This window comes from Actinomadura vinacea (assembly GCF_039532545.1).
In the GTDB taxonomy this organism is placed as follows: domain Bacteria; phylum Actinomycetota; class Actinomycetes; order Streptosporangiales; family Streptosporangiaceae; genus Spirillospora; species Spirillospora vinacea.
Genome location: NZ_BAAARW010000024.1, coordinates 33267 through 57180, shown reverse-complemented (window position 1 = coordinate 57180; position 23914 = coordinate 33267). Strand labels below are relative to the sequence as shown.

Here is a 23914-nt window from a genome sequence, read left to right as displayed (position 1 = left end):
CGGGGGGGTCAGCCCGTCCTGCGGGCGCGGCGCCGGTGCGCGAGCTCGTCGTGGGGGTGCTCGCCGGAGTCTTCCGGGTCGTCGGTGGCGGCGCGTTCGGCGGGGAGCTCGGCCAGGCTCCCCTCCACCTCCTGCCAGACGCGGCCGAGCGCGATGCCGAAGACCCCCTGGCCGCCCTGAAGGAGATCCACGACCTCGTCGGCCGAGGTGCACTCGTAGACGCTCACGCCGTCGCTCATCAGCGTGATCTGCGCCAGATCCCGGACGCCCCGGTCGCGCAGATGCGTCACGGCCGTCCGGATCTGCTGCAACGAGACCCCGGTGTCCAGCAGCCGCTTGACGACCTTCAGGACGAGGATGTCGCGGAAGCTGTAGAGCCGCTGGCTGCCCGACCCGTGCGCGGCCCGCACGCTGGGCTCGACCAGCGCGGTGCGCGCCCAGTAGTCCAGCTGCCGGTAGGTGATCCCGGCGGCGGCGCAGGCCGTGGGCCCGCGGTAGCCCACGTCCTCGGGCGGCGCGGACACCTCGGTGTCGAAGAGCAGGCCCTGCTCTCCGGCGCGCCGAGACGCCATCTGCCTGTCGGGGGTCGCCTTGCCCTCGCCGCTGCTCACCGCCACGCGGACCTCCGGCTTCTATCAGCCCGCGGGGCTTCGTCAAGGGGGTTTGACGAATTGACACCACGGGTGTTCCACCAGCACGGTAGGTGCCGGTCAGGGTGTGGTCAACGTTCGCCGTCGGCGCGTCGCATGCCCGGATGAACCGGCTTCACGTGGGCAAACTGCGCACCTGCGGTCCCACCGGGACTCCTACCCCGTTCACCCACGGCTGGAACCGGACCGCGCAAGACCACCCGCACCCGAGCATGAACTCGCAGAGCAGACGGCCCTCCAGGCCCAGAACCGGCCGCGACCATCGACCGGCCGATTCCACGATATTCGACCCCCCGAACTCCCTACCGGTTCCCCCGATTCGCAGTTTCTAACTAGGGCTCTGTCTAACCGGGGGCTGCGCCTATCTGGGGGCCGGCCCTCACCGGAGTGGACGGACCCTGGAGGGAGCGCCAGCGACCGGAAGGGGCCGTTCGCCCCGTCCCGGGTGGTGTGGAGGGTCGCCCCTCCGCAATGAATCAGCCCGCGCGGCCGAAGTCCTCCGGCGAGATCGTGTCGAGGAACTCGCGGAACTTCTCGACCTCGTCCTCCTGCTCGTCGGGGATGGCCACGCCGGCCTCCTCCAGGACGTCGTCGCTGGCGAAGATGGTGGCTCCGGTGCGCAGCGCGAGCGCTATCGAGTCGGACGGGCGCGCGCTGACCTCGACGCCGTTGGAGAAGACCAGGTCGGCGAAAAAGATGCCCTCGCGCAGCGCGGTGATGTTGACCGTGCGCAGCTGCACGCTGAGGGCCTCCAGCACGTCGCGGAACAGGTCATGGGTGAGTGGACGGGCGGGCAGCACCCCCTGCTGGGCGAAGGCGATCGCGGTCGCCTCGACCGCCCCGATCCAGATCGGGAGGTAGCGGTCGCCCTCCGTCTCCTTCAACAGGACAATCGGCTGATTGGAGGGCATCTCGACCCGGACGCCGACGACCTCCATCTGCTTCACTGCGGCTCCCTGCTGGTCCTCGCTGTCTCGATCACCGTGCCCGGACCGATCCCTGACCGAACCCTCTAGCCAACGTACACCCAGGGTCGGACCAGACGTCCCGCCGACCGCCGGGGAAAATCCTGCGAAATATTCCGATCAAGGGTCGAGACTCTCCCGGAGCCCCGTGGAGACCAGGGCCGCGTGCAACCGTACCGCGAGCGCGGCGATCTCCCGGGCGGTCTGGGTCGCCTGCTCGTGGGCGCCCGGACTGCGGCGGCGCAGCTGGGGCGCGACGACCTGGTCGATCAGGCCGACCTGGCGGTCGGCGGCGGCCTTGAGGGCGCGCAGGTGCCGGACCTCGAAGCCGAACTCGCCGAGGGCGGCGGCGGTGCGGGCGACGGTGAGGGCCTCGCCCCCGTAGTGGCCGGCGGCGCGGCGGACGAGGCCGTACTCCTCCAGCCGGGTCAGCAGGTCCGCGTCGATCCCGGCGCCGTCGAGCAGCTGGCGGCGGGTGAGCCGGACGGGCGCGGGCTCCTCGGCGGTGGTGTCGGCGGCCACGAGCGTGCGGGGCCGCCGCGCGCCGTCGTCGTGGGGCCGCGCCAGGCCGGCGGGCTGCGCGGCGTCCGGCGCCGTCCTGGGGGCCGGGAGCGGCACCGGCTCGCCGCGGTCGCGGGCCTCCAGGTGCTGCCGGATGACCCGCAGCGGCAGGTAGTGGTCGCGCTGGGCGCCCAGGATGTACCGGAGCCGCTCGACGTCGGCGTCGCCGAACTTGCGGTAGCCGGAGGGGCTGCGCTGCGGCTCGATCAGCCCCTCCGCCTCCAGGAAACGGATCTTGGAGATCGTGACGTCGGGGAACTCGGGCCGCAGCCGGCCCAGTACGTCCCCGATCGTCATCAGGGCCCGCGCCGGCTGCGCGCTCATGGTCCCCTCCCGGTCAGCCGTGCTGCGGGTTGGTCAGGAAGACCATCCGGAACTTGCCGATCTGGACCTCGTCGCCGCCGGACAGGCCGGCCTGGTCGATCCGCTGCCGGTTGACGTAGGTGCCGTTGAGGCTGCCCACGTCGCGGACGAAGAACGCGCCGCCCTCGCGGGCGAACTCGGCGTGCCGGCGGGACACCGTCACATCGTCGAGGAAGATCTCGCTCTCCGGATGCCGGCCGGCCGAGGTGCGGTCCTTGTCGAGCAGGAACCGGCTGCCGGCGTTGGGGCCGCGCCTGACCACCAGCAGGGCGGTGCCGGGCGGCAGCGCCTCCACCGCGATCTGGTCGGGCCCGACCGGCTCCTCGGCGCCCTGGTCGGTGTCCAGCGCCTCCAGGCCGCCGATGGAGATGGTGGAGGTGGATTCCCCCGGCGACTCCTTGTACGGCGTGGGCGAGGGGGCGCTCCGCGTCAGCGGGGAGCCGCAGTTCGAGCAGAAGCGGGCATCATCCGGGTTGGCGTGACCGCACTGCGTGCAGTAGACGCTCGGCATCGATCGGCTCGGCCTCCTACCATCGGCGTGCCGCCGGCCGGTGCCCGCTTCCGCGGTGCTCCGCCCTGCGCCACGCGCATCCTGTACCAACCCACGCCGGGAGACCGTTCCCCCGACCACGGTCCTGCCCGCCGCCCACCAACACGACGGTTGCCGCAACTTACGCGGGTAGGGCCCAAGGGGTCAACTGGAACGGTGAGCCGGCTGCCCCCCAAGCTACCGCCGTCAATGATCGCAGGTCTACGGCGCCGCGCGGACGCGATCCGATCGTACGGGCCGGGCGGCGGCGGTGCCCGGACCGGCGCGCGGCGGCCCGGTGGCCCGCCGACCTGCGACGCCATGATCGGCCGCGGCCGGACGGGACCGCGGCTCAGCCCGGCCGGGTGGCGCGGATCTCCACCGTGGCCCGGGGCGTGACGGCGACCGTGGCGCCGGCGCTGCGCAGGGTCCGCACGACGCCGCCGGGGATGTTGAGGGCGGTGGTCATGGTGTGCGCGTCCCCGATCACCAGGAACCGGTACGGCGCCGCCAGCGGCGCGCCGTCGGCCCGGATCCCGCCGCCGGGCGCGTCGAGGAAGTAGGTGGCGGCACCGGCCCGGACCTGGTTGATCTGGACGACCTCGGCGCCGGCGTCGCGCAGTTCCTGGAGGGCGTCCAGCAGGTCGACGGCCCGCACCTTGCGGGCCGGGTCGCCGATGAGCAGTTCGATGCCGGGCCCCTCGGCGGGGAGGGTGCCGGCGAGGAGGCCGTAGGTGGTGGCCCGTTCGCGGGCCTCGCGCAGCGCCGTCTCGCCCTGCGCGTCGCGTTCCAGGCCCGCCTTGGTCTCCTCCAGCTCGCGCAGGTCGCCGCGTAGCCGTTCGGAGCGCTGCGACAGGTCCGACAGGATCCCGACGAGCTCGTCCTGGCGGGCGGTGGCGAACGTGGTGTCCCGCTGGTTGGAGCGGACCTGGGCGACCGCCGCGAAGCCCACCAGGAGGCACAGGAGGCCGCCGACGAGCTGCCCCCAGGTCCGGCGCGGGCGCAGCAGCTCCAGCAGCCCCGGGCTCCCGTCTCGGGACCTCCGCGCCTCGCCCGCGTCGTCCTCGCCGATGTCCCCGCTCATGCGCCGAACAGCTTCCGGCGGATCGCGGCCACGTTGGAGAAGATCCGGATGCCCAGCACCACCACGACGCCGGTGGACAGCTGGGACCCGACCCCGAGCTGGTCGCCCAGGAAGACGATCAGCGCGGCGATCACGGTGTTGGCGGCGAAGGAGACCACGAAGACCTTCTCGTCGAAGATCCCCTCCAGCCGGGCGCGGACCCCGCCGAACATCGCGTCCAGCGCGGCCACGATCGCGATCGGCAGGTACGGCTGCAGCCACAGCGGCACGTCGGGCTGCAACACCAGCCCCAGCGCGATCCCGATCACCAGCCCGAGCAGGGCGATCACAGTCGGTTCCCCTCTCCCCCGTCGCGGGTCACGGGCCCGCTCCCCTCCGGGGCTCGGGCGCCCGCGCGTACCGCAGCCGCAGCGCGCCCGCGCCGGGCAGGCGCGCGCGGTCGCGGACGCGGGTCTCGACCCGGATCCCGTAGCGCTCCCGCAGCAGCTCGGCGCGCCGGCCGGCCGCCGAGGCCAGGAACTCCCGCTCCAGGGCCGCCGGGCCGCCCGCGGCGCCGCCGAGCGCGGTCACCTCGTACGGGGCGCTCAGCGGCCGGTAGTCGACCAGGACGGCCTCCCCGGCGGTGCGGATCGCCGTCGTGGGGGTCAGCCGCTGCCCGTTGATGCCGATGGCGGTGGCCCCGGCCGCCCAGAGCCCGTTCACCAGGATCTGGAGATCCTGATCATAGACCCGTCCCTCGTCGGGACGGCCCCGCCGCTCCGCGCCGCCCTCGCGCGGGGCGTCGTCGAGGATGAGGACCAGGGCGGGGCCGGAGACCGCGGTGGCGGCCGCGGCGTCCCCGGCCGCCGCCACGTCCTCGCGGGCGCGCTGCCCGGCGGCGCTGCGCTCGAGGGCGGCGGCGCGCTGCCGCTGGGTCTGCTCGCGGAGGGCGTCCAGGCGGCGCTGGAGGCCGTCGGTGCGGGCGGTCCGGTCCCGGATCTCGGCGATCAGCCGGGAGCGCTGCGCGGCCGCCACGGGCTCGCTGCGGCGCACCTCGGCGCCCGCGACGGCCACCAGCATGCCGATGCCGATCAAGACGGCGGGGACGCCGGCCCGCAGGAGCCGCCCGTGCCCGGGCGCGCGGTCCCGCCCGGCGGCCCGGCGGCGCGCGGCGGCCTCGGCGTAGCCGGGGTCGAGGACCTTGCCCGCGAACAGGTCCGCCAGCAGGGACATGGAGGCGTCGGGACGCCGCCATCCGCGCGGCTCCCGCCCTCGTCCCGGATCCTCCGTTCGCCGTTCCACCGCCCCATCATGGCAAGCGGCGCCAAATCGAGGCGCAGGTCAGCGCGGTGGTTCGGGCGCGGATTCGGATTCGGCGGGGGCCGGGCGGGGCGACCCGGAACACCGCCCTCACGACCCGGCGCGCTCGACGACGCCCGCCCACTCCTCCAGCGTCTCCTGCGCCGCGTCGGCGTCCGGCCCCTCCGCCCACAGGTGCGTCACGGCCTCCGACGGGTCGGGCAGGACCAGCACCCACCGCCCGTCCTCCTCCACCACCCGCACGCCGTCGGTCGTGTCGATCGTCCGGCCGCCCGCCGCCTCGACCACGTGCCGCATCACGCCGCCCTTGGCCGCCCACGGCGTCGGCACCGAACGGCGCAGCAGATGCGCCGCCGGAATGCGCCGGTCGATCTGCGACAGCGTCAGCCGGGTGCGCGCGACCAGGCCGACCAGCCGGACGAACGCCGCGATCCCGTCCACCGTCGTGCTGAACTCCGGCATCAGGAACCCGCCCCGCCCGTCCCCGGCGAACACCACCTCCGGCCGCGCGGCGGCCTTGGTCAGCACGTCCTGGGAGGTGGAGGTCCACTCCACCTGCACCCCGTGGAACCGGCAGACCTGCTCGGCCACCCGGGTCGTGGTCACCGGCAGCGCCACCCGGCCGCCGCGCCGCTCGGCCGCGACCAGATCCAGCATGACCAGCAGCGCCCGGTCGTCGCCGACCAGCTCGCCGCCCTCGTTCACCAGCGAGATCCGCTCCCCCACCGGGTCGAACCGCACCCCGAACGCGGCCCGCGAGGACGACACCAGCTCGCCCAGCCGCTGCAGGTCGCGCATCCGCTCGGGGAGCGTCTCGGTCGGGTTGGCCTCGTCCAGCCGGTTGTTGCGGGTGAGCACCTCCACCCCGACCTCGCCCAGCAGCGTCGGCAGCACCAGCGAGGCGGTGCCGCCCGCGCAATCCAGCACGATCTTCAGCCCGGCCTCCCGGACCCCGCTCATGTCGACGCGGCGCAGCAGGTCGCGGGTGTAGGTCTCGACGGTCCGCGCCGGGTAGGCCAGTTCGGCGATCTCGCCCGGGAACGCCCGCCGGTACTCCTGCCGTCCGAAGACCCGCTCCAGCTTGCGCTGCGCGGCCTGCGACAGGTCGGCGCCGTCCGGGTCGAGGAACATGATGTCGACGCCCTGCGGGTCGCCCGGCGTGGTGCGGATGTAGAGCCCGCCGGCGCAGTCCTCCCGGGCGGTCTCGAACCGCGCCACCGGCAGCGCGCACGCCTGCAGGTCCCGCACGTCGATCGCGCCGGACGTCAGCGCGCTGATCATCGCCCGTTTCAGGGTGCGGGCCGCGCGCGAGGCGTCCCGGCCCGCCACCACCGCCGTGCCCTTCTTCAGCGTGGTCGCGTACGCGCTGGCCAGCCGCACCGCCAGCTCCGGGGTGATCTCCACGTTGATCAGCCCGGACACCCCGCGCGGGCCGAACAGGCTGCGCTGCCCCCGGGACTCCCAGATCACGCTGGTGTTGACGACCGCGCCCGCCTCGATCGTCTTGAACGGGTACACCTTGACCTGGCTGGAGACGTAGGCCTCGGCCTCGATCACGCACTCGTCCCCGACGATCGCGCCCTCCTCCACCCGGGCGCCGGACATGATGTCGGTGTTCTTGCCGATCACGCAGCCGCGCAGATTGGTGGACGGCGCGATGAACACGTTGTCGTGCACGACGGCGCGGTGCAGGAACGCGCCCTCCTTCACCACCACGTTGCTGCCGAGCACGGTGAACTCCCGCAGCTCCACGCCCGCCTCGACCTTGGCGTAGTCGCCGACGTACAGCGGGCCCTTCAGCACCGCCTCGGCGTCGACCTCGGCGCCCTCCCCGATCCACACCCCCGGGGACAGCTCGAAGCCGTCCAGATCGACGTCGACCAGCCCGGACAGCATGTCGGCCTGCGCCTTCATGTAGCTGGCATGGGTGCCGACGTCCTCCCAGTAGCAGTCGGCGACGTACCCGTAAAGCGGCGCGCCCTCGGCCAGCAGCTTGGGGAACACGTCGCCGGACCAGTCGACGGGCGTGCCGTCCGCCACCTGGTCGAGCACCTCCGGCTCCATGACGTAGATGCCGGTGTTGACGGTGTCGGAGAACACCTGCCCCCAGGTCGGCTTCTCCAGGAAGCGCTGGACGCGGCCCTCGTCGTCCACGATGATGATGCCGAACTCCAGCGGGTTGGGGACCCGCTTGAGCCCGATGGTGACCAGCGCCCCGTTCTCGCGGTGGAAGCGCACCATGTCGGTCAGGTCGATGTCGGTGAGCGCGTCCCCGGAGATCACCAGGAAGCGGTCGTCGCGCAGCGCCTCCGCCGCGTTCTTGACGCTGCCCGCCGTGCCGAGCGGCATCTCCTCGGTGGCGTAGCTCAGCCTCATGCCGAGCTCCTCGCCGTCGCCGAAGTAGTTGCGGATCAGCGCGGCCAGGAACTGCACGGTCACCACCGTCTCGGTGAACCCGTGCCGCTTGAGCAGCCGGAGCACATGCTCCATGATCGGCCGGTTGACGAGCGGGAGCAGGGGCTTGGGCTGGTTGGCGGTCATCGGACGCAGCCGCGTCCCCTCGCCGCCCGCCATCACAACGGCCTTCATCGCGGTGTCCGCGCTCCCTTCGCGTCGCCGGCCGGAGGGCCCGGATCGGGAGCGCCCGGCGGGCCCGGCGGCGGGCCCGGGGGGTCGGCGCGGCCGGCCAGCACCAGTCGCCGCGTCTGCTCCCAGTAGAGGAGGGCCGCCCACCAGTACAGGGCCGTCCCCCAGATCGCGAACGACCATCCGATGACCTTCGCCGCGGTGGCCCACCACCCGGCGTGGTCGCCGAGCAGCAGCAGCGGGAAGGCGTACAGCAGGCACAGCGTCGCCGCCTTGCCCGCGAAGTGCACCGGAAGCGTCCCCATGTACCCCAGCCGCCGGACGATCGGCGGGATCGGGACGATCGCCGCCTCCCGCGCCACCAGCAGCAGCACCAGCCAGAGCGGGATGATGTCGCGCACGGTCAGCCCGGCCAGCGTCGCCAGGATGTAGAGCCGGTCGGCGGCCGGGTCCAGCACGGCGCCCAGCCTGCTGGTCTGGTCCAGCGCGCGGGCCAGCTTGCCGTCCAGCCAGTCCGACAGGCCGGCGAACACCAGCACGCCCAGCGCCCACCAGTCGGCCTCGGCCAGCACCAGCCACAGGAACAGCGGCACGCCCAGCAGCCGGGCGAAGCTCAGCGCGTTCGGCACCGTCCAGATCCGGCCCGACACGACCTCCGTCATCGCGCCCGACACCGCGTCCGCCACGGAGCCGGTCGCGGAGTCCGCCGCGGAGTCCGTCGTGAAGTCCGTCGTGAAGTCCGCTGTGAAGTCCGGGGCCGGGTCGCGGCCCGGCTCCGGCGGCCTGTCGACATCAGGGCTCACTGATGCGCTCGCCTCCCCTATCCCCCAGTGCCTTCGACCTTATCGTCAGGGCCGGTGAGGGCTCCGATACCCTTCCGGGCATGCGATGGACGCTGCACGGGGAGAAGTTCGTCTACCGCAGTCCGTGGCTGAACCTCTGCCTCGCCGACGTGGAACTGCCCGACGGCCGCCGGTTCGACCACCATCTGGTGCGGGTCCGCGACGCCGCGGGCGTCGTCGCGGTCGACGACCGCGACCGCGCGCTGCTGATCTGGCGGCACCGCTTCATCACCGACCAGTGGGGGTGGGAGATCCCCGGCGGGCGGGTCGAGGACGGCGAGGACCCGGCCGGCGCCGCCGCCCGCGAACTGCTGGAGGAGACCGGCTGGCGGGCCGGACCGATGCGCCGCCTGTTCGACGTCCCGGCCTCCCCCGGCCTGCACGACGGCGTCCACCACCTGTTCCGCGCCGACGGTGCGGAGCGGGTCGGTGAGCCGACCGACGTGGAGGCCGAGCGGATCGAGTGGGTGCCGCTGGCCTCGATTCCGGAGCTGGCGGCGCGCGGCGAGATCGGCTCCTCGTCCAGCCTGGCGGCGCTGCTCTACCTGACGTCGGCGCGCTGACCGGCGTCCGGAACCCGCCGTGGCCGGGACCGGCCGCGAGCGTCCCGCCGACGCCGCGGCGCCGTCCGGTCGTCCCGAAGCCGTCCGCGCTCGGCCCGGCCGGCACCGCCCCCGGTGGACGTCGCCGCGGGCGAGGGGTTAACGTCGTGCCCGACAGATCGCGGGGGCCCGGCGAACCGGGCTGAGATCGCGGCTGAGACGGCCGCCGACCGCTGGAACCTGACCGGGTAATGCCGGCGTAGGGAGAGATCCAGTCATGACCGAACACGGCTCGGTTCAGCCTGCCCGAAAGACGTACCTGACCGGCTCGCGGGCCGATCTGCGGGTGCCGATGCGGGAGGTCCCGTTGAGCAACGGGGACTCGGTGGTGCTCTACGACACCTCCGGCCCGTACACCGATCCCGCCCACCGGGCCGATGTGCGGCGCGGGCTGCCCCCGCTGCGCGAGGCGTGGATCGCCGAGCGCGGCGACACCGCCGAGTACGCGGGGCGGGCGGTCCGTCCCGAGGACGACGGGCGCCGCTCGGACGACCCGCTCCGCGACGGGGCGGCCTTCCGGCCGAGGCGGCCGCGCAGGGCCGCCGGCGGGCCGGTGACGCAGCGCGCCTACGCACGGCGCGGCGAGATCACCCCGGAGATGGAGTTCGTGGCGCTGCGCGAGGGGGTCGCACCGGAGCTGGTCCGGGACGAGCTGGCGGCCGGGCGGGCGGTGCTGCCCGCCAACGTCAACCATCCCGAGATCGAGCCGATGATCATCGGGCGGGCCTTCAAGGTCAAGGTCAACGCGAACATCGGCAACTCGGCCGTGGCGTCCTCGATCGAGGACGAGGTGGAGAAGATGACCTGGGCGACCCGCTGGGGCGCCGACACGATCATGGATCTGTCCACCGGGCGGGACATCCACTCCACCCGGGAGTGGATCCTGCGCAACTCGCCGGTGCCGGTCGGGACGGTGCCGCTGTACCAGGCGGTGGAGAAGGTCGGCGGCGACCCCGCCGAGCTGACCTACGAGGTCTTCCGGGACACCGTGATCGAGCAGGCCGAGCAGGGCGTGGACTACATGACCGTGCACGCCGGGGTGCTGCTGCGGTACGTGCCGCTGACGGCGCGCCGCAAGACCGGGATCGTGTCCCGGGGCGGCTCGATCATGGCGGCCTGGTGCCTGGCCCACCACGAGGAGAACTTCCTCTACACCCGCTTCCGGGAGCTGTGCGAGATCTTCGCGGCCTACGACATCACCTGGTCGCTGGGCGACGGGCTGCGGCCGGGGTCGATCGCCGACGCCAACGACGAGGCGCAGTTCGCCGAGCTGCGCACGCAGGGCGAGCTGACCCGGATCGCGGCGGGGTTCGGCAACCAGGTGATGAACGAGGGGCCCGGCCACGTCCCGATGCACAAGATCAAGGAGAACGTGGACCGGCAGCAGGAGTGGTGCGACGGCGCGCCCTTCTACACCCTCGGCCCGCTGACCACCGACATCGCGCCCGGCCACGACCACATCACCTCGGCGATCGGCGCCGCGATGATCGGCTGGCACGGCACCGCGATGCTCTGCTACGTCACGCCCAAGGAGCATCTGGGGCTGCCGGACCGCGAGGACGTGAAGGCGGGCATGATCGCCTACAGGATCGCCGCGCACGCGGCGGATCTGGCCAAGGGGCACCCGGGGGCGCAGGCGTGGGACGACGCGCTGTCGGACGCCCGGTTCGAGTTCCGCTGGGAGGACCAGTTCAACCTGGCGCTCGACCCGGACACGGCGCGCTCGTTCCATGACGAGACGCTCCCGGCCGCCCCGGCCAAGACGGCGCACTTCTGCTCGATGTGCGGCCCGCACTTCTGTGCGATGAAGATCACACAGGATGTGCGCCGGTACGCCGGCGAGCGCGGGCTGGCCGAGCACGAGGCCCTGAAGGCCGGGATGCGCGACAAGGCCGCGGAGTTCGCCGCCTCCGGCAACCGCGTCTACCTCCCGATCGCGGACCGGTCGCCCGAAGACCGTTGATCGTCCGAACGCCGCCGGATCCGCTCGCATCTGATAGGTCACGCCCGAAAAGCGCGCTACGCGAAACGGGCGAGATCGCGAGAAGATGAAGCCGCGCCGTCCGGTGCGGCGCGCGGACCGGTGGTCGGTCAGGACGGGTGGTGGTGCCGGTGGACGCGCCTGAACCTGCGGCGGCGCGCGACCAGGAGCTGCGCGCGCGGCTCGCCGCGGGTGACGAGGACGCGCTGGCCGAGGTGTACGACCTGTTCTCGCCCCTGGTGTACGGGCTGGCCAGGCGGGTGACGGCGGACGCCGAGGCGGCCGGCGACGTGACCCAGGAGGTCTTCGTCGGGTTGTGGGAGCGGCCGCTGGCGTTCGACCCGGCGAAGGGGTCGCTGCGCACCTGGCTGGCGACGCTGGCGCACCGCCGGGCGGTCGACTGGGTGCGCCGGGAGAGCCGCCACCGGCGGCCACCTCCGGTCATCGACCGGGAGGGCAACGGCCATCACGGGGTGGAGGAGGAGGTCCTCGAGGGCGAGCTGGCGCGGGGGGTGCGGCGCGGGCTGACGGGCCTGCCGCCCAACCTGCGGGAGGTGCTGGAGCTGGCCTACTACCGGGGCCTGACCTACCGCGAGGTGGCGGTGGCGCTGGGGATACCGGAGGGGACGGCCAAGTCCCGGATCCGGAGCGCGCTGGCGCGCCTGGCACGCGACCTGGAACGCGAGGGACTGACCTCGTGAGCGGCGCGACCACTGGTGGATCCGGCGGTCGGCGCGTACCTTCGGAAGGAGGCCAGGCTTGAGCGAGGAAGGACATCCTGACGTGGACGGGGCTCTCGCCGCCTGGGCACTCGACTCCTGCCCTTCCGAAGAGGCCGCGCGGATCGCCGAGCATGTGGCCTCCTGCGGCGGCTGCGCGGCCGAGGGCGCGCGGCTGCACGAGACGGCGGGCCTGCTGGCGTCCGTCACCGAGACCGCCCCTCCGCGCGCGCTGCGGGGCGCGGTGCTGTCGGCGGCCCGGCGGCGGAGGCGGCCAGGCGTGCATGTGGGCCTCTCAGACCGGCTCACCGAGGCGTACGCGCGGCAGGTGGCGCGGATGGACGCGCTGCTGTCCTCGCTGACCGCCGACGACTGGCGCGCCCCGGTCGCCCGCTACGACTCGGTCCGGCACCTGGTCGGCCATCTGGCCGGCAACGACGCGGCGTTCGCGGGCGGCCTCGGGCTGGTGCCCGCGCATGCGCCCAGCCCTCAAGCACCGGGCGACCCGCGCGGGGTGTGGCGCGCGCAGGCCGACGCGGTCGTGCGGGGTGTCACCGCCGACGCGGCCCTGCTGGAGCGGGAGGCTCCGCTGGCCGGGCCGCGGCCCGCCAGCGCCCCGGCCCGCACCGGCCTGGTGCAGCGGACGTTCGAGACCTGGACGCACGCCGACGACATCCGCGCCGTCGTGGGCCGTCCCGTGGACCCTCCGCCGGGCGGGCATCTGCGCCTCATCGTGGAGATGGCGGTCCCGATGCTGCCGCACGCGCTGCGCGCCACGGGCCGTGCGCATCCCGGCCGCACCGCACGGCTGCGGCTGACAGGGCCGGGCGGGGGCGAGTGGCTCGTCCCGCTGGCACCTGGAACGCCCGCTCCGAGCCACGGCGGTCCGGTCGGGGTGACCGTCACCGCGAGCGCCGAGGAATTCTGCCGGCAGGTGGCCAACCGCCGCCGCCCGGAGGCGTTCCCGCACGTCGCGGACGGTGACGCCGCGCTGGCGTCCGATCTGCTGCACGCGGCCGCCACGCTCGGCTGCGACTGAGACGCCCGTTCCGCGGGCGGGGTTGGGATGTGGCCCCATCCGGCCATCCGGACATCCGGGGCGGCCGCCTGGGCCGAAAGGCGGGTCGGATGCGGTGCCGCGCAGGGCACCGCCGGACCCGCGCAAAGGACCGCAGCGATGTCACGACCCCTTCCGTCCCGGTTCCGTACCGCCGCGTTGCTGGCCGCGGGAGCGGCCCTCGCGGCGAGCGGTCTCACGGGCCTGCCGCCCGGCGCGGCCACGGCCTCCAGCCATCGTGAGGCGCCGCTGATCTCCGGTCAGCCGCAGTACGACAACACCGACGTGTACGCCTTCGTCAGCCCGGACCGTCCCGACACCACCACCCTGGTCGCCAACTTCCTGCCGTTCGAGGAGCCCGCGGGCGGGCCGAACTTCTACAAGTTCGCCCAGGACGCCCGGTACGAGATCAACGTCGACAACGACGGGGACTCGCTGCCGGAGTACACCTACCGGTTCACGTTCAAGGACGCCTTCCGGAACGGCGACACCTTCCTGTACAACACCGGGCCCGTGCGGAGCCTGGACGACCCCAACCTCAACTTCCGGCAGACCTACGACCTGACGCTGATCCAGCGGCAGGGCGGCACCGTGCAGAGCACCCGCACGCTCGCCTCCGGGGTGCCGGTGGCGCCGTCCAACGTGGGCCGCGCCTCCATGCCCGACTACCGGACGCTGCGGCAGCAGGCGATCAGGACGCTTCCCAGCGGCGCGAAGGTCTTCGCGGGGCAGGCCGACGACCCGTTCTTCCTGGACCTGCGGGTCTTCGACCTGCTGTACGGGGGGAACCTCAAGGAGGTCGGCAACGACACGCTGCGCGGCTACAACGTGCAGACCGTGGCGCTGCAGTTGCCGACGCAGGCGCTGGTCAAGCCGGGCCAGCCCGTCATCGGCGTGTACTCGGCGGTGCAGAAGCGCACCGCCGCGGGCGGGTACACGCAGGTGTCCCGGCTGGGGATGCCGCTGGCGAACGAGGTCGTCTTCCCCGTCAAGGAGAAGGACAAGTTCAACGCCTCGGTGCCGTGGAACGACGGGCAGTTCGCGCGGTACGTCACCGATCCCGAGCTGCCGAAGCTGATCCAGCAGATCTACAAGATCCCGGCCCCGGCGACGCCCCGCAACGATCTGGTGCAGGTGTTCCTGACCGGGGTGCCCAAGCTCAACCAGCCGCCGGGGGTGCGGCCGGCGGAGCTGATGCGGCTCAACACCTCCGTCCCGCCCACGCAGAGCCCAAAGCGGCTGGGCGTGCTGGACGGAGACAACGCCGGCTACCCGAACGGGCGGCGGCTGACCGACGACACCGTGGACATCTCGCTGCAGGTCGTCGAGGGCGAGCTGCTCGGCAAGAAGAACGACCTGGGCGACGCGGTCAACGGCAACGACGTGCCGCTGGAGAAGGGCTTCCCCTACGTCGCGCTGCCCGCCTCCGGGTCGACGGTGAAGGGCAAGGTCACGGGCGCGAGCACGCGGCGCGGCGACGGGATGGGCATGCTCAACGGCGGTCCGGTCTCCAACAACGAGTCCACCGGCGGGTCCCCCGCGATCCCGCTGCTGGCGATCGGCGCCGGCGCGGCGTTCCTCACCGGCGGCGGCCTGCTGTGGATGCGCCGCCGCGGCGGCGCGGGCTGAGGCGACTCGGCCCCGTCGGAACCGGGCGGGCCGCACACCACCGTGCGGCCCGCTGCCCGCAGCCCTTCACTTCTCGGACCGCTTGCGCGGAAGGACTCTGATGACTCGTCTCGTTCCAGTCGTCCTGGTGCGCGTGCTGACGGGCGGCCTCATCCTGGCGATGGTGGTCGGCCTGACGCTCGCCGCCACCATCAAGCCCCAGGGGGAGAACGCCGCGCCCGCGTCTTCGGCGGTCGCGGTGGCCGTGGACCAGGCGTCGGCGTCGACGTTGAACGCGAGCATCGACAGGCTCCAGCGCCATCTGCGGGAGCAGCCGCGCGACGGCCGTGGCTGGGCCGCGCTCGGCCTGGCCTACGTGGAGCGGGGGCGGCTCACGGCCGATGCCTCGTACTACCCCAAGGCGGACGGCGCTTTCCAGCGGTCATTGCAGGTGACCCCTGAGGACAACGACACCGCTTATGCCGGTCTGGCGGCACTGGCCGCGGCGCGGCACGACTTCACCAAGGCCCTGGCCCATGCCGCCAGGGCGCTGGGCATCAACGCCTACGGGGCGCGCGCCCTGTCGTCGCGCATCGACGCGCTGACCGAGCTGGGACGCTACGGCGAGGCGATGGCGGCGGCGAAGAAGGCGGACTCGATCGCGCCGGGCGTCCCGGTGTTCACCCGGCTGGCGTACGCGCACGAGTTGCACGGCCGTACCGGAGAGGCGCGGCGGATCCTGAAGCTGGCCGCCTCGACCGCGACCGACCGCGGCGACATCGCCTACGTGCGGACGCGGCTCGGCGAGCTGGCCTGGTCGGAGGGCGACCACGAGACGGCGGGCCGGGAGTTCGCGGCGGCGCTGGGGGCCGACCCGTCCGACCTGGCCGCGCAGGCCGGACGCGCCAAAGTGCTGGCCGCGCGCGGGGATCTTCCCGGCGCGGTACGCGTCCAGGAGGCCATCGTCGCGCGCGCCCCGCTGCCCGGGCACATCACCGCGCTCGGCGAGCTGTACGAGGCGCGGGGACAGGCCGCCAAGGCGCGGCAACAGTACGCCGTGGCCGGAACGTGGGCGACGCTGGCACAGGCCAACGGCGTCACACCCGATCTCGAAACGGCGATGTACGCGGCCGACCACGGCGACAAGGCCACCGCGCTGCGCGCCGCGCGGGCCGAGTGGTCACGGCGCCGCGGCGTGCACGTCGCCGACGCGCTCGCCTGGGCGCTGCACGTCAACGGCAAGGACGAGGAAGCCCTCGGCTACGCGCGCCTGGCGCTCCGGCACGGCTACCGCGACGCGACCTTCCGCTACCACCTCGGCATGATCGAGAAGTCGCTCGGGCGCCGTGCGGACGCGCGCCGCGACCTGGCCGCGGCGCTGCGCCTCAATCCCGGCTTCTCGGTGCACCACGCGCCGCGGGCGCGCGAGGCCCTGGCCGGACTCGGCGGCGACGGGAGCGGGGGCGGCCGATGATCGGCACGATCGCGGCGGCCGGGGCCGCCGCGGGGGCGCTCGCCCTCGGGCATCCGCTGGACAACTTCACCGTCAGCCGGTACGACGGCCTGGTCGCGGCGCCGCACGAGCTGCGGATCGACCACGTCCAGGACGTCGCCGAGATCCCGGCGGCGCAGGTGCTCCGGGGCACCTCCGACCTTGCGCGGTGGGCGTCGGGCGAGTGCGCGAAGGCCGCCGCGTCGTTCCGGATGACGGTGGACGGGCGGCAGGTCGCCGCGGCCGTCCGCACGTCGTCGGCGGGTCGGCGGCCAGGGCAGGCCGGGCTGCCGACGCTGCGGCTCGAATGCGGGATCGCGGTCCCGTACGGGGCCGGCGCGCACCGGGTCGCCTTCCAGGACACCGGGTCGACGGGCGGGCCCGGCTGGCACGAGGTCACGGCCGTCGCCGACCGAATGACGCTGACCTCGTCCGACGTGCCCCGCGCCTCGCGGAGCGCGCGCCTGACCCGCTACCCGCAGGATCTCCTCGACTCGCCGCCGGACCAGCGCGGCGCCGTCCTGACCGTGCGGGAGGGCGGCCCCGCCCTGGGCTCGCCGGCGGGGACGGGCGGCGACCGGCTCCTGCCCCGCGACGCCTACTTCACGGACCTGGTGAGCCGGCACGCGCTCACGCCCGGGTTCGCGTTCCTGGCCCTGCTCGTGGCGCTGGCGCTGGGCGCGCTGCACGCGCTGGCGCCCGGCCACGGCAAGACGATCATGGCCGCGCAGGCGGCCGGGCAGGGGACCCGTTCGAAGCGGGACGCGCTCGCGCTCGGGCTGACGGTCACGGCGACGCACACCGCCGGGGTGCTCGCGCTGGGCCTGCTCGTCGCCGGCGGTTCGGCGCTCGCCTCCCCCGCGCTGTTCCCCTGGCTGGGCGCGGTCTGCGGGACGATCGTCGCCCTGGCCGGGCTCACCCTGCTGCGCCGCGCCCTCCGAAACGGACACGGTCACAGGCATGGGCACGGACACGGTCATGGACATGGGCACCACCACCATCACGCTCCGGCCGACCGGCGCCGGAACGTGCTGCTCATGGGCTTCGCGGGCGGGCTGATGCCGAGCCCGTCGGCCGTCGTCGTGCTGCTGGGGGCGAGCGCACTCGGGCACGCCTGGTTCGGGGTGCTGCTCGTCCTGGCCTACGGTGCGGGCCTGGCGGCCACCCTGGTGACGATCGGCATGCTCGTGACCGGTACCGGCCGCCTGCTGGCCCGCCGCCTGCCCGCGCTTGCGGAGCGGGTCCGCGCGACGCCCGCGCTGCTGCCCGCCGGGACGGCCACGATGGTCATCCTGCTCGGCCTCGGCCTGGCCGCCCGCAGCCTCGCGACCCTCACGGCATGACGTTCACCGGTGTGCCCGTCCGCGGTGCGCGAGCCCGCCCCTACTTGCTGTTCGGCACGTAGAGCCGGACGTCGTCCACCTGGGCCTTGCCCTCGTAGAAGTTCATGTGCGGGTCACCGATCATGAACTGGTCGGGGTAGGCCGACCCGGCGGGCCAGGTGTCGCGGTCGACGAGGGTGCCGCCGGGGCCGTTCCACGTCCAGTCGGCGTTGAAGCGCCCGTCGTACTCCTCGGGCTTCTGGTTGTAGTGCCAGATCGGCTCGCCGTCCTGGACGAACGCGCGCGTGTACCGGTAGGTCGCCCGCCCGACGTGCGCGAACACCCCCGACATCTCCATCGTGTACGCGCCGCCGCGGCGTTCGATGGCGAACTTGTAGCTCTCCTTGGGCAGCAGTTCGGGACGCAGGTCCACTTGGGAGACGATGGCTCCGCCCTTGGCGACGCCGCACTCGCTGTGCATCAGGTACTCGGTGCCGGGCTGCGTCGCGTAGCGCCGGTCGTCGGTCATGAAGATGGCGTTGACGCCGTTGCCCGTACCCGACGGGTAGGGCTCGTACTGCTTGGTGGACGGGTTGCAGTAGCGCAGCCCCGTCCCGGTGTACTTGTAGCGGTTGTAGGAGTCCATCGCCACCTTGCGGCGGGTGTGGATGAAGACGTTGTTGTGGGGCGCGACCCGGTCGTAGTCCATGATGCCCAGGTAGTAGAACCCGTTGGAGTCGGTGCGGACGTCGGCCCATGAGCATTCGGGCCGGGAGAAGTCGCCGCCCGGCGCCCAGGGGAAGTTCGTCTTGCAGCCTTTGGGCGAGTATCCGTTGACGCGTCCGTCCGGGTAGTCCCATGAGCCGTTGCGCTGGCCGCCGAAGTCGAGGCCGCGCAGGGTCATCTCCACCCGGTACTCGGACGGCAGCGCGTTCGTGGAGCGGATGACCACGCCGCCCTGGTGGCTCGGCTCGTCAAGGTTCGCGACGCCCTTGCGGCTGGTCAGGGTGGGCGGCGCGTCGGGCTTGCCGTCCTTGTCGGCGTCGCGCGCGGCGAGCTCGGCGGTGAGCCAGCCCTTCGCGCCGAACCGGAACGACTTGCGGTAGGTGGCGAACGTCCCCAGCTGCTGCCGGAACGCCGGGCCGCCCATCGTCTCGAAGAACGCCCCGTCGTTGTCGTACTCGTCCACGTTGTACGGGCTGGACGGGCCGTCGTCGTCACGGGTCCACGGCGTCCCGGCGTCGTCCAGGGAGCGGTCGAAGGTCTCGGCGTCGACCAGCCGCCAGTTGCCCGGCGCGGTCGGCGCGTGCGCCCACGCCGTGGCGGGCGCCGCCGCCAGCGCCGCCGGGAGGACCAGTGCCGCCGCTCCCCTGGCCCATCGCGCTCCCCTGGCCCGTGCCCGTCCGCTCATATCGCGTCTCCGTCCCGCGCGCCGCTGTCGATCGGGAGCGAGATTAGACCGATCCAACCTGGTGCGCCAGGGCAAACCTGCACAAGACTGGTATTGACCACTCAGGCCATTCAGAAAATCACCCCTTGCACATGGGGCCGACGTGCTTTCGCCGGCACGACTTACCTTCAAGAGGTATTTACCAGTTGCCCCGATCCGGACCCCGGGACCGGCACGCCCCGGTTTCGGCGGCCCGAATGGGTATATCTGGTGAAAGGTCGGGAACCAGCGCCCGCACGGCGGCGTTTCTCAGCCTGACAGGCCCCACCCATATGACATGATGCGGGGCACATCAGACCAATACGAGGAGTGATATGACCACGAAACCGACCGGGGACGACCTCCACGCCGTGTTCGCGCGGTCGGACCTCGGCGGTGATGACAGGCTCGATCTGATGGAGTTCGGGATGGTGCTCGACAGCCTCGGGCTGTCGTGGACCCGCGCCGAGGTCCAGGACAGGTTCGAGCGGGCCGACACCAACCGCGACGGCTTCATCTCCCTCGCCGAGCTGCGCAGCCTGCTCGAGACCCAGGGATGGTCCGAGGCCGGCGTCCGCTCGGCGCGCGGCTGACCCTGCCCGCACGACCACCAGGCGATCCACCAGACAAGGGCCCCCATGACCGGTGACGGGCCGACCGGCCCGCCCCCCATTCCGCACGACGTGCCGACCTCCGCACGCGCGTACGGGTGGATGCTCGGCGGCAAGGACAATTACGAGGTCGACCGGCGGTTCCTGATGACGACGCTGCCGGCGTTCCCCGAGTGCGTGGACATCGCCCGGCAGAACCGCGCCTTCCTCTACCGCGCCGTGCGGCACCTGGTGCGGGAGGAAGGCGTCCGGCAGTTCGTCGACATGGGCTGCGGGCTGCCGACCGACTCCAATGTTCACCAGGTCGCGCAGGCGTTCGCGCCCGACTCGGTGGTGGTGTACGTCGACATCGACCCGATCGTCCTGGCGCACGGCCGGGCGCTGCTGGCCGACGACGCGACCACGACCGTGCTCCAGGCCGACATGCGGGACCAGAAGAAGATCCTCGAGCATCCGGACGTGCGCCGGCTGATCGACTTCGACCGGCCGGTGGCGGTGCTGTTCCTGTCGGTGGTGCACCATCTGCTCGACGGCGACGAGCCCCGCCAGGTGCTCCGCACGATCATCGACCAGGCCGCGCCGGGCAGCTTCCTGGGCCTGTCCCAGGTGGTGGCCGACGACACGGCCAAGGGCGCGGAGATGAGCGAGCTGATCTCCGGGCAGGGCATCCCCTGGCGGACCCGCACCCCGGCCGAGGTCGACGCGTTCCTGGACGGCCTGGAGCCGGTCGATCCCGGCATGGTCGACCTGGCCGACTGGCGCCCCGACCCCGGGCAGCCCCCGCTGGCGCCGGTGGACGGGCCGCTGCTGCCCTACGCCGGGGCGACCAGGCTCAGCCGGCGCGTCTACGAATACGGCGGCCTCCTGCGCAAGCCCTAGCCCCCGCCGGTCACGCCGGCGGGATCAGCCGGGTTGGGCGAGGCGCGGGTAGAGATCGGGGCGGCGGTCCCGGAAGAACGGCCGGCTCTCCCGCCGCGCCGTCACCCGGGCCAGGTCGATGTCGGCGGCGACGACCTCGTCGCCGGTGTCGGCGGCCTGGGCGATGATCTCCCCGTCGGGCCCGTAGACGGCGCTCGTCCCGAAGTAGTCCTTGGGGCCCTCGCGGCCGATCCGGTTGGCGCAGACCACGAAGAGGTTGTTGAAGATGCCGTGCGCCCGCAGCTCCAACTGGAACACCTCGCGCATCGGCGCGCTGGCGGACGCGACCGGCACCGTCAGCACCGCCGCGCCCTTCAGCGCGACGATCCGGCTGAGCTCGGGGAAGTGCCGCTCGTAGCAGATGATCGTGCCGATGGCGGCGGCGCCGATGTCGACGACCTCCGGCTCGGCCTGGCCGGGCCGGAAGTAGAACTTCTCGGGGAAGCCGTTGGAGAACGGCAGGTGGGACTTGCGGTAGACCGAGCGCAGCTCGCCGCCCACATAGGTGCAGGCGGTGTTGTGGTACACGCCCGGGGTCGCCGACGCCTCGAACACCGAGGAGACGACGGTGATCCCGTGCCGGCGGGAGCGCTCGGCGGCCATCACGTTCGACGGGCCGTCCAGCGGCTCGGCCAGCCGGAAGTACTCCGGGTCCGGGTCGGGCTGGACGAACGGGACGGCGAACAGCTCGGGCAGCAGGACGAGTCCGGCGCCGTCGGCGGCGGCCTCGTCGATGAGCCGGGCGGTGCGGTCCAACGCGTCCGGGTGCCCGCCGGCGGTGTCCAGCTGGATCGCGGCTACTCTCACGGTTCTCCTGTCTTGGGTCGGTCGCGCGCCTCGGGGCGGCCGCGCTCGGGGGTCAGTCGCGCGCGGCGTTGGAAAGGGCGGTGAGGGTCTGCTCCTTGTCGCCCAGAGTGGAGATGATCGGGCAGCGGACGCCGGCCTCGTGGTAGGCGAGCAGCTTGTCGAAGGCGTCCGCGGTGGTGCCGCAGGCCGTGACGTTCTGGACCAGGCTGTTCGGCACCAGGTGCATGGCCCGCTTGATGTCGTCGGGGGTGGCGGGCCAGCCGGCGACCTCCTGGATGCGGCCGACCAGTTCGCGGTCGACCCCGCAGTGCTCGGCGATGTGCGGCTGCTGCATGAGGTACATCGTGAGGAACGCCTTGCACGCGTCGATCGCGTCCTGCGGATCGCGGTCGTCCACGCTGCAGGCGACGATCTGGGTGACGTCGATGCCGGCCCTGCCGTCGGCGCGCTTGGCCACGCCGCCGTCGATGGCGGCGAGCGCGCCCTTCAGGTAGGAGACGGGCAGCAGGAAGTCCAGATGGACCCCGTCGCTGATCTCGCCGGCGAGCTCCAGCATCTTCGGCCCGACCGCCCCGATGTAGATCGGGACGTCCACCGGGCGGTTCTCCCGGTACATGCTGTCGAACCGGACGCCGCGCATGGTCACGAAGTCGCCTTCGAAGTCCACCACCTCGTTGCGGAAGAACCGCTGCAGGACGGTGATGTATTCGCGCATCGAGGCCAGCGGCCGGACCAGCGGCTCGCCCACCTTGCTCGCGAGCGGCTCCCACCAGGCGCCGATGCCGAGGATCGCGCGGCCGGGCGCGACCTCGTCGAGCGTCTTGAAGGTGACCGCCATCAGCGCGGCGTTGCGGCTCTTGTTGTTGACCACCCCGGTGCCGATCCTCACCCGCCGGGTCCGGGCGGCGATGATCGCGGCGGGCACGATTCCGTCGCGGGCGAGCCGCCCCTCGGCGACCCACACCGACTCGAACCCGCCGGCGTCGGCGAGCTCGGCCTGCCAGAGCGTCTGCTCCAGGCTGAGCCGCTCGCCCACGTGGATTCCGAGAGGCAGCTTCATGTGAGGTCTCCGTTCAGGATCGGGGCGGTGCGGGCCAGATGGCGGCCGCGGCCGGCGGCGGCGCGCAGGGTGCCGCCGTCCACGATCAGGTCTCCGCGGGAGAACACCTGGGCGGGGCGGCCGCTGACCCGCATGCCCTCGTACAGGTTGTAGTCGGTGCGCATGTGCGAGGTGGCCGCCGAGATGACGTGGTCGGCCTCGGGGTCCCAGACCACCAGGTCGGCGTCGGAACCGGCGGCGACGACGCCCTTGCGCGGGTAGAGGCCGAACAGCTTGGCCGGGCGCGTGGCGACCAGGTCCACGAAGCGCGACAGCCCGAAGCGGCCGCCTGCCACCCCGGCCTCGTACATGACCATGAGACGGTCCTCGATGCCGGGGACCCCGTTGGGCACCTTGGGGAAGAAGCCCTTGCTCCGCCCCTTCTGCGGCGGCAGGTCGGCGGGCTGGCCGAGGCAGAACGAGGCGTGGTCGGTGCCGATCGTCGACAGTGCGCCGGTGGCGAGCGCCCGCCACAGGTGCTCCTGGTTGGAGCGTTCCCGGATCGGCGGCGAGCAGACGTAGGCCGCGGCGTCCGCGCCCTTGCCCGCGTAGTCCTCGAAGGCGGTCACCAGGTACTGCGGGCACGTCTCCGCCCACACCTGGAGTCCGCGCGCCCGCGCCGCCGCGATCTCGGCGGCCGCCATGCGGCTGGAGACGTGCACCACGAACAGCGGGGCCCCGACGGTCTCGGCGATGGCCACCGCGCGGTGCACCGCCTCGCCCTCGGAGATGTGGCTGTGGGCGTCGTGGTGGTGGTGCTCGGCGACGGCGCCGGAGTCCACCAGCCGCCGGGTGGCGTCGGCGACGATGTGCCCGTTCTCGGCGTGCACCATCGGGAGGACGCCGTGCTCGCGCGCCAGCCGCATGCCCTCGATGAGCGTGGCGTCGTCGACCATCTGGGTGCCCGGGTAGGCCATGAAGAACTTCCAGCTGGTCACCCCCTCGGCGGCGAGGCGCACCAGGTCGTCGAACGCGTCCGGCTGCTGCTCGGGCGGCGGGACGATCGCGTGGAAGGCGTGGTCGACGACGCACCGGGCCGCGGCCGCCTCGGCACGGCGCAGGTAGGAGTCGCGGATCGAGTGCGCGGGCTCCTTCTTGACGAAGTCCACGATCGTGGTGGTGCCGCCGAACGCCGCCGCGACGGTCCCGGTGTGGAAGTCGTCGGACGTGCGCGTGGTGAACCCGTCGATCGGGTACTCCAGGTGGGTGTGCGTGTCGACCCCGCCCGGCAGGACGTACCTCCCCCGGGCGTCCACCACCCGGTCGGCCGCCCAGTCCCGCCCGTCACCGACGGCCGCGATGCGCTCGCCCTCGATGAGGACGTCGGCCTCGTACCGGTCGGACGCGGTGACGACGGTGCCGCCGCGGATCACGGTCCTGCCGGCCATTC

Annotated in this window: 22 protein-coding genes and 1 riboswitch; of the genes, 9 read left to right on the top strand and 13 right to left on the bottom strand. The window is 73.0% G+C overall.

Annotated features, from left to right (window positions below; translation table 11 throughout):
* Positions 1-8 precede the first annotated feature (8 nt).
* From ABD340_RS31640 to clsA, 9 genes are all read right to left on the bottom strand, one after another.
* On the bottom strand, positions 9-617 hold the full coding sequence (locus ABD340_RS31640) for a MerR family transcriptional regulator (RefSeq protein WP_344593959.1): 609 nt from the start codon (positions 615-617) through the stop codon (positions 9-11).
* 509 nt (positions 618-1126) lie between these two features.
* Positions 1127-1597, bottom strand: a complete 471-nt coding sequence (locus tag ABD340_RS31635) for a bifunctional nuclease family protein (RefSeq protein WP_344593958.1) — start codon at positions 1595-1597, stop codon at positions 1127-1129.
* A gap of 138 nt (positions 1598-1735) precedes the next feature.
* Positions 1736-2500 carry a transcriptional regulator FtsR gene (gene ftsR, locus ABD340_RS31630; RefSeq protein WP_344593957.1) on the bottom strand — a complete coding sequence of 255 codons (765 nt, stop codon included), beginning with the start codon at positions 2498-2500 and terminating at the stop codon, positions 1736-1738.
* Between the two features lie 13 nt (positions 2501-2513).
* Positions 2514-3050, bottom strand: a complete 537-nt coding sequence (locus ABD340_RS31625) for a double zinc ribbon and FHA domain-containing protein (RefSeq protein WP_344593955.1) — start codon at positions 3048-3050, stop codon at positions 2514-2516.
* 370 nt (positions 3051-3420) lie between these two features.
* The gene (locus tag ABD340_RS31620; RefSeq protein WP_344593954.1) at positions 3421-4152 is read right to left on the bottom strand and encodes a DUF881 domain-containing protein; all 732 of its coding nucleotides are present in this window, start codon (positions 4150-4152) and stop codon (positions 3421-3423) included.
* Positions 4149-4481, bottom strand: a complete 333-nt coding sequence (locus ABD340_RS31615) for a small basic family protein (RefSeq protein WP_344593953.1) — start codon at positions 4479-4481, stop codon at positions 4149-4151. The genes ABD340_RS31620 and ABD340_RS31615 overlap by 4 nt, the downstream gene beginning before the upstream one ends.
* Positions 4482-4509: 28 nt before the next feature.
* The gene (locus ABD340_RS31610) at positions 4510-5433 is read right to left on the bottom strand and encodes a DUF881 domain-containing protein (RefSeq protein WP_344593952.1); all 924 of its coding nucleotides are present in this window, start codon (positions 5431-5433) and stop codon (positions 4510-4512) included.
* 108 nt (positions 5434-5541) lie between these two features.
* A complete protein-coding gene (locus ABD340_RS31605) occupies positions 5542-8040 on the bottom strand; it encodes a sugar phosphate nucleotidyltransferase (RefSeq protein ID WP_344593950.1) in 2499 nt (832 codons plus the stop codon).
* Positions 8037-8699 (bottom strand): cardiolipin synthase ClsA, encoded by a 663-nt coding sequence (clsA, locus tag ABD340_RS31600; RefSeq protein WP_344594335.1) that lies wholly within the window; start codon positions 8697-8699, stop codon positions 8037-8039. The genes ABD340_RS31605 and clsA overlap by 4 nt, the downstream gene beginning before the upstream one ends.
* 221 nt (positions 8700-8920) lie before the next feature.
* Here clsA and ABD340_RS31595 point away from each other — a divergent pair, with 221 nt between their 5' ends.
* The 7 genes from ABD340_RS31595 to ABD340_RS31565 all read left to right on the top strand — a co-directional run bounded on the left by ABD340_RS31595 (position 8921) and on the right by ABD340_RS31565 (position 17681).
* Positions 8921-9442: an NUDIX hydrolase gene (locus tag ABD340_RS31595; protein ID WP_344593949.1), complete on the top strand. Its 522-nt coding sequence runs from the start codon at positions 8921-8923 to the stop codon at positions 9440-9442.
* Positions 9443-9592: 150 nt separating this feature from the next.
* A riboswitch (TPP riboswitch) is annotated at positions 9593-9704 on the top strand.
* Entirely contained in the window at positions 9699-11444 is a 1746-nt protein-coding gene (gene thiC, locus ABD340_RS31590) for a phosphomethylpyrimidine synthase ThiC (protein ID WP_344593947.1), read from the top strand. Its footprint overlaps the riboswitch before it by 6 nt.
* Positions 11445-11593: 149 nt before the next feature.
* Positions 11594-12163: an RNA polymerase sigma factor gene (locus ABD340_RS31585; protein ID WP_344593945.1), complete on the top strand. Its 570-nt coding sequence runs from the start codon at positions 11594-11596 to the stop codon at positions 12161-12163.
* A 58-nt stretch (positions 12164-12221) separates the two neighbouring features.
* Positions 12222-13220 carry a maleylpyruvate isomerase family mycothiol-dependent enzyme gene (locus ABD340_RS31580; RefSeq protein WP_344593944.1) on the top strand — a complete coding sequence of 333 codons (999 nt, stop codon included), beginning with the start codon at positions 12222-12224 and terminating at the stop codon, positions 13218-13220.
* 138 nt (positions 13221-13358) lie between these two features.
* Positions 13359-14867: a DUF4331 family protein gene (locus ABD340_RS31575; RefSeq protein ID WP_344593943.1), complete on the top strand. Its 1509-nt coding sequence runs from the start codon at positions 13359-13361 to the stop codon at positions 14865-14867.
* Between the two features lie 100 nt (positions 14868-14967).
* Entirely contained in the window at positions 14968-16320 is a 1353-nt protein-coding gene (locus ABD340_RS31570; protein ID WP_344593942.1) for a tetratricopeptide repeat protein, read from the top strand.
* Entirely contained in the window at positions 16317-17681 is a 1365-nt protein-coding gene (locus ABD340_RS31565; RefSeq protein WP_344593941.1) for a nickel/cobalt transporter, read from the top strand. Before ABD340_RS31570 ends, ABD340_RS31565 begins: the two co-directional genes overlap by 4 nt.
* 40 nt (positions 17682-17721) lie before the next feature.
* Here ABD340_RS31565 and ABD340_RS31560 read toward each other — a convergent pair whose 3' ends face one another.
* Positions 17722-19071, bottom strand: a complete 1350-nt coding sequence (locus ABD340_RS31560) for a hypothetical protein (protein ID WP_344593940.1) — start codon at positions 19069-19071, stop codon at positions 17722-17724.
* Positions 19072-19424: 353 nt separating this feature from the next.
* On the opposite strand from ABD340_RS31560, the gene ABD340_RS31555 reads away from it, so the two are divergent.
* Positions 19425-19682 carry an EF-hand domain-containing protein gene (locus tag ABD340_RS31555; RefSeq protein WP_344593939.1) on the top strand — a complete coding sequence of 86 codons (258 nt, stop codon included), beginning with the start codon at positions 19425-19427 and terminating at the stop codon, positions 19680-19682.
* A gap of 45 nt (positions 19683-19727) precedes the next feature.
* A complete protein-coding gene (locus ABD340_RS31550; protein ID WP_344593938.1) occupies positions 19728-20579 on the top strand; it encodes an SAM-dependent methyltransferase in 852 nt (283 codons plus the stop codon).
* Positions 20580-20603: 24 nt separating this feature from the next.
* Here ABD340_RS31550 and ABD340_RS31545 read toward each other — a convergent pair whose 3' ends face one another.
* The 3 genes from ABD340_RS31545 to hydA are packed head-to-tail and all read right to left on the bottom strand — an operon-like array spanning position 20604 to position 23912.
* A complete protein-coding gene (locus ABD340_RS31545) occupies positions 20604-21425 on the bottom strand; it encodes a carbon-nitrogen hydrolase family protein (RefSeq protein WP_344593937.1) in 822 nt (273 codons plus the stop codon).
* A gap of 52 nt (positions 21426-21477) precedes the next feature.
* On the bottom strand, positions 21478-22485 hold the full coding sequence (locus ABD340_RS31540; RefSeq protein ID WP_344593935.1) for an LLM class flavin-dependent oxidoreductase: 1008 nt from the start codon (positions 22483-22485) through the stop codon (positions 21478-21480).
* Positions 22482-23912, bottom strand: a complete 1431-nt coding sequence (hydA, locus tag ABD340_RS31535) for a dihydropyrimidinase (protein ID WP_344593933.1) — start codon at positions 23910-23912, stop codon at positions 22482-22484. Before hydA ends, ABD340_RS31540 begins: the two co-directional genes overlap by 4 nt.
* Between the last annotated feature and the right edge of the window lie 2 nt (positions 23913-23914).

Coding starts and splice junctions, on each gene's coding strand:
- ABD340_RS31605 (WP_344593950.1), bottom strand. CDS start 8,040: ATGAAGGCCGTTGTGATGGCGGGCGGCGAGGGGACGCGGCTGCGTCCG.
- ABD340_RS31565 (WP_344593941.1), top strand. CDS start 16,317: ATGATCGGCACGATCGCGGCGGCCGGGGCCGCCGCGGGGGCGCTCGCC.
- thiC (WP_344593947.1), top strand. CDS start 9,699: ATGACCGAACACGGCTCGGTTCAGCCTGCCCGAAAGACGTACCTGACC.
- hydA (WP_344593933.1), bottom strand. CDS start 23,912: ATGGCCGGCAGGACCGTGATCCGCGGCGGCACCGTCGTCACCGCGTCC.
- clsA (WP_344594335.1), bottom strand. CDS start 8,699: ATGACGGAGGTCGTGTCGGGCCGGATCTGGACGGTGCCGAACGCGCTG.
- ABD340_RS31570 (WP_344593942.1), top strand. CDS start 14,968: ATGACTCGTCTCGTTCCAGTCGTCCTGGTGCGCGTGCTGACGGGCGGC.
- ABD340_RS31555 (WP_344593939.1), top strand. CDS start 19,425: ATGACCACGAAACCGACCGGGGACGACCTCCACGCCGTGTTCGCGCGG.
- ABD340_RS31560 (WP_344593940.1), bottom strand. CDS start 19,071: ATGAGCGGACGGGCACGGGCCAGGGGAGCGCGATGGGCCAGGGGAGCG.
- ABD340_RS31620 (WP_344593954.1), bottom strand. CDS start 4,152: ATGAGCGGGGACATCGGCGAGGACGACGCGGGCGAGGCGCGGAGGTCC.
- ABD340_RS31575 (WP_344593943.1), top strand. CDS start 13,359: ATGTCACGACCCCTTCCGTCCCGGTTCCGTACCGCCGCGTTGCTGGCC.
- ABD340_RS31550 (WP_344593938.1), top strand. CDS start 19,728: ATGACCGGTGACGGGCCGACCGGCCCGCCCCCCATTCCGCACGACGTG.
- ABD340_RS31540 (WP_344593935.1), bottom strand. CDS start 22,485: ATGAAGCTGCCTCTCGGAATCCACGTGGGCGAGCGGCTCAGCCTGGAG.
- ftsR (WP_344593957.1), bottom strand. CDS start 2,500: ATGAGCGCGCAGCCGGCGCGGGCCCTGATGACGATCGGGGACGTACTG.
- ABD340_RS31595 (WP_344593949.1), top strand. CDS start 8,921: ATGCGATGGACGCTGCACGGGGAGAAGTTCGTCTACCGCAGTCCGTGG.
- ABD340_RS31625 (WP_344593955.1), bottom strand. CDS start 3,050: ATGCCGAGCGTCTACTGCACGCAGTGCGGTCACGCCAACCCGGATGAT.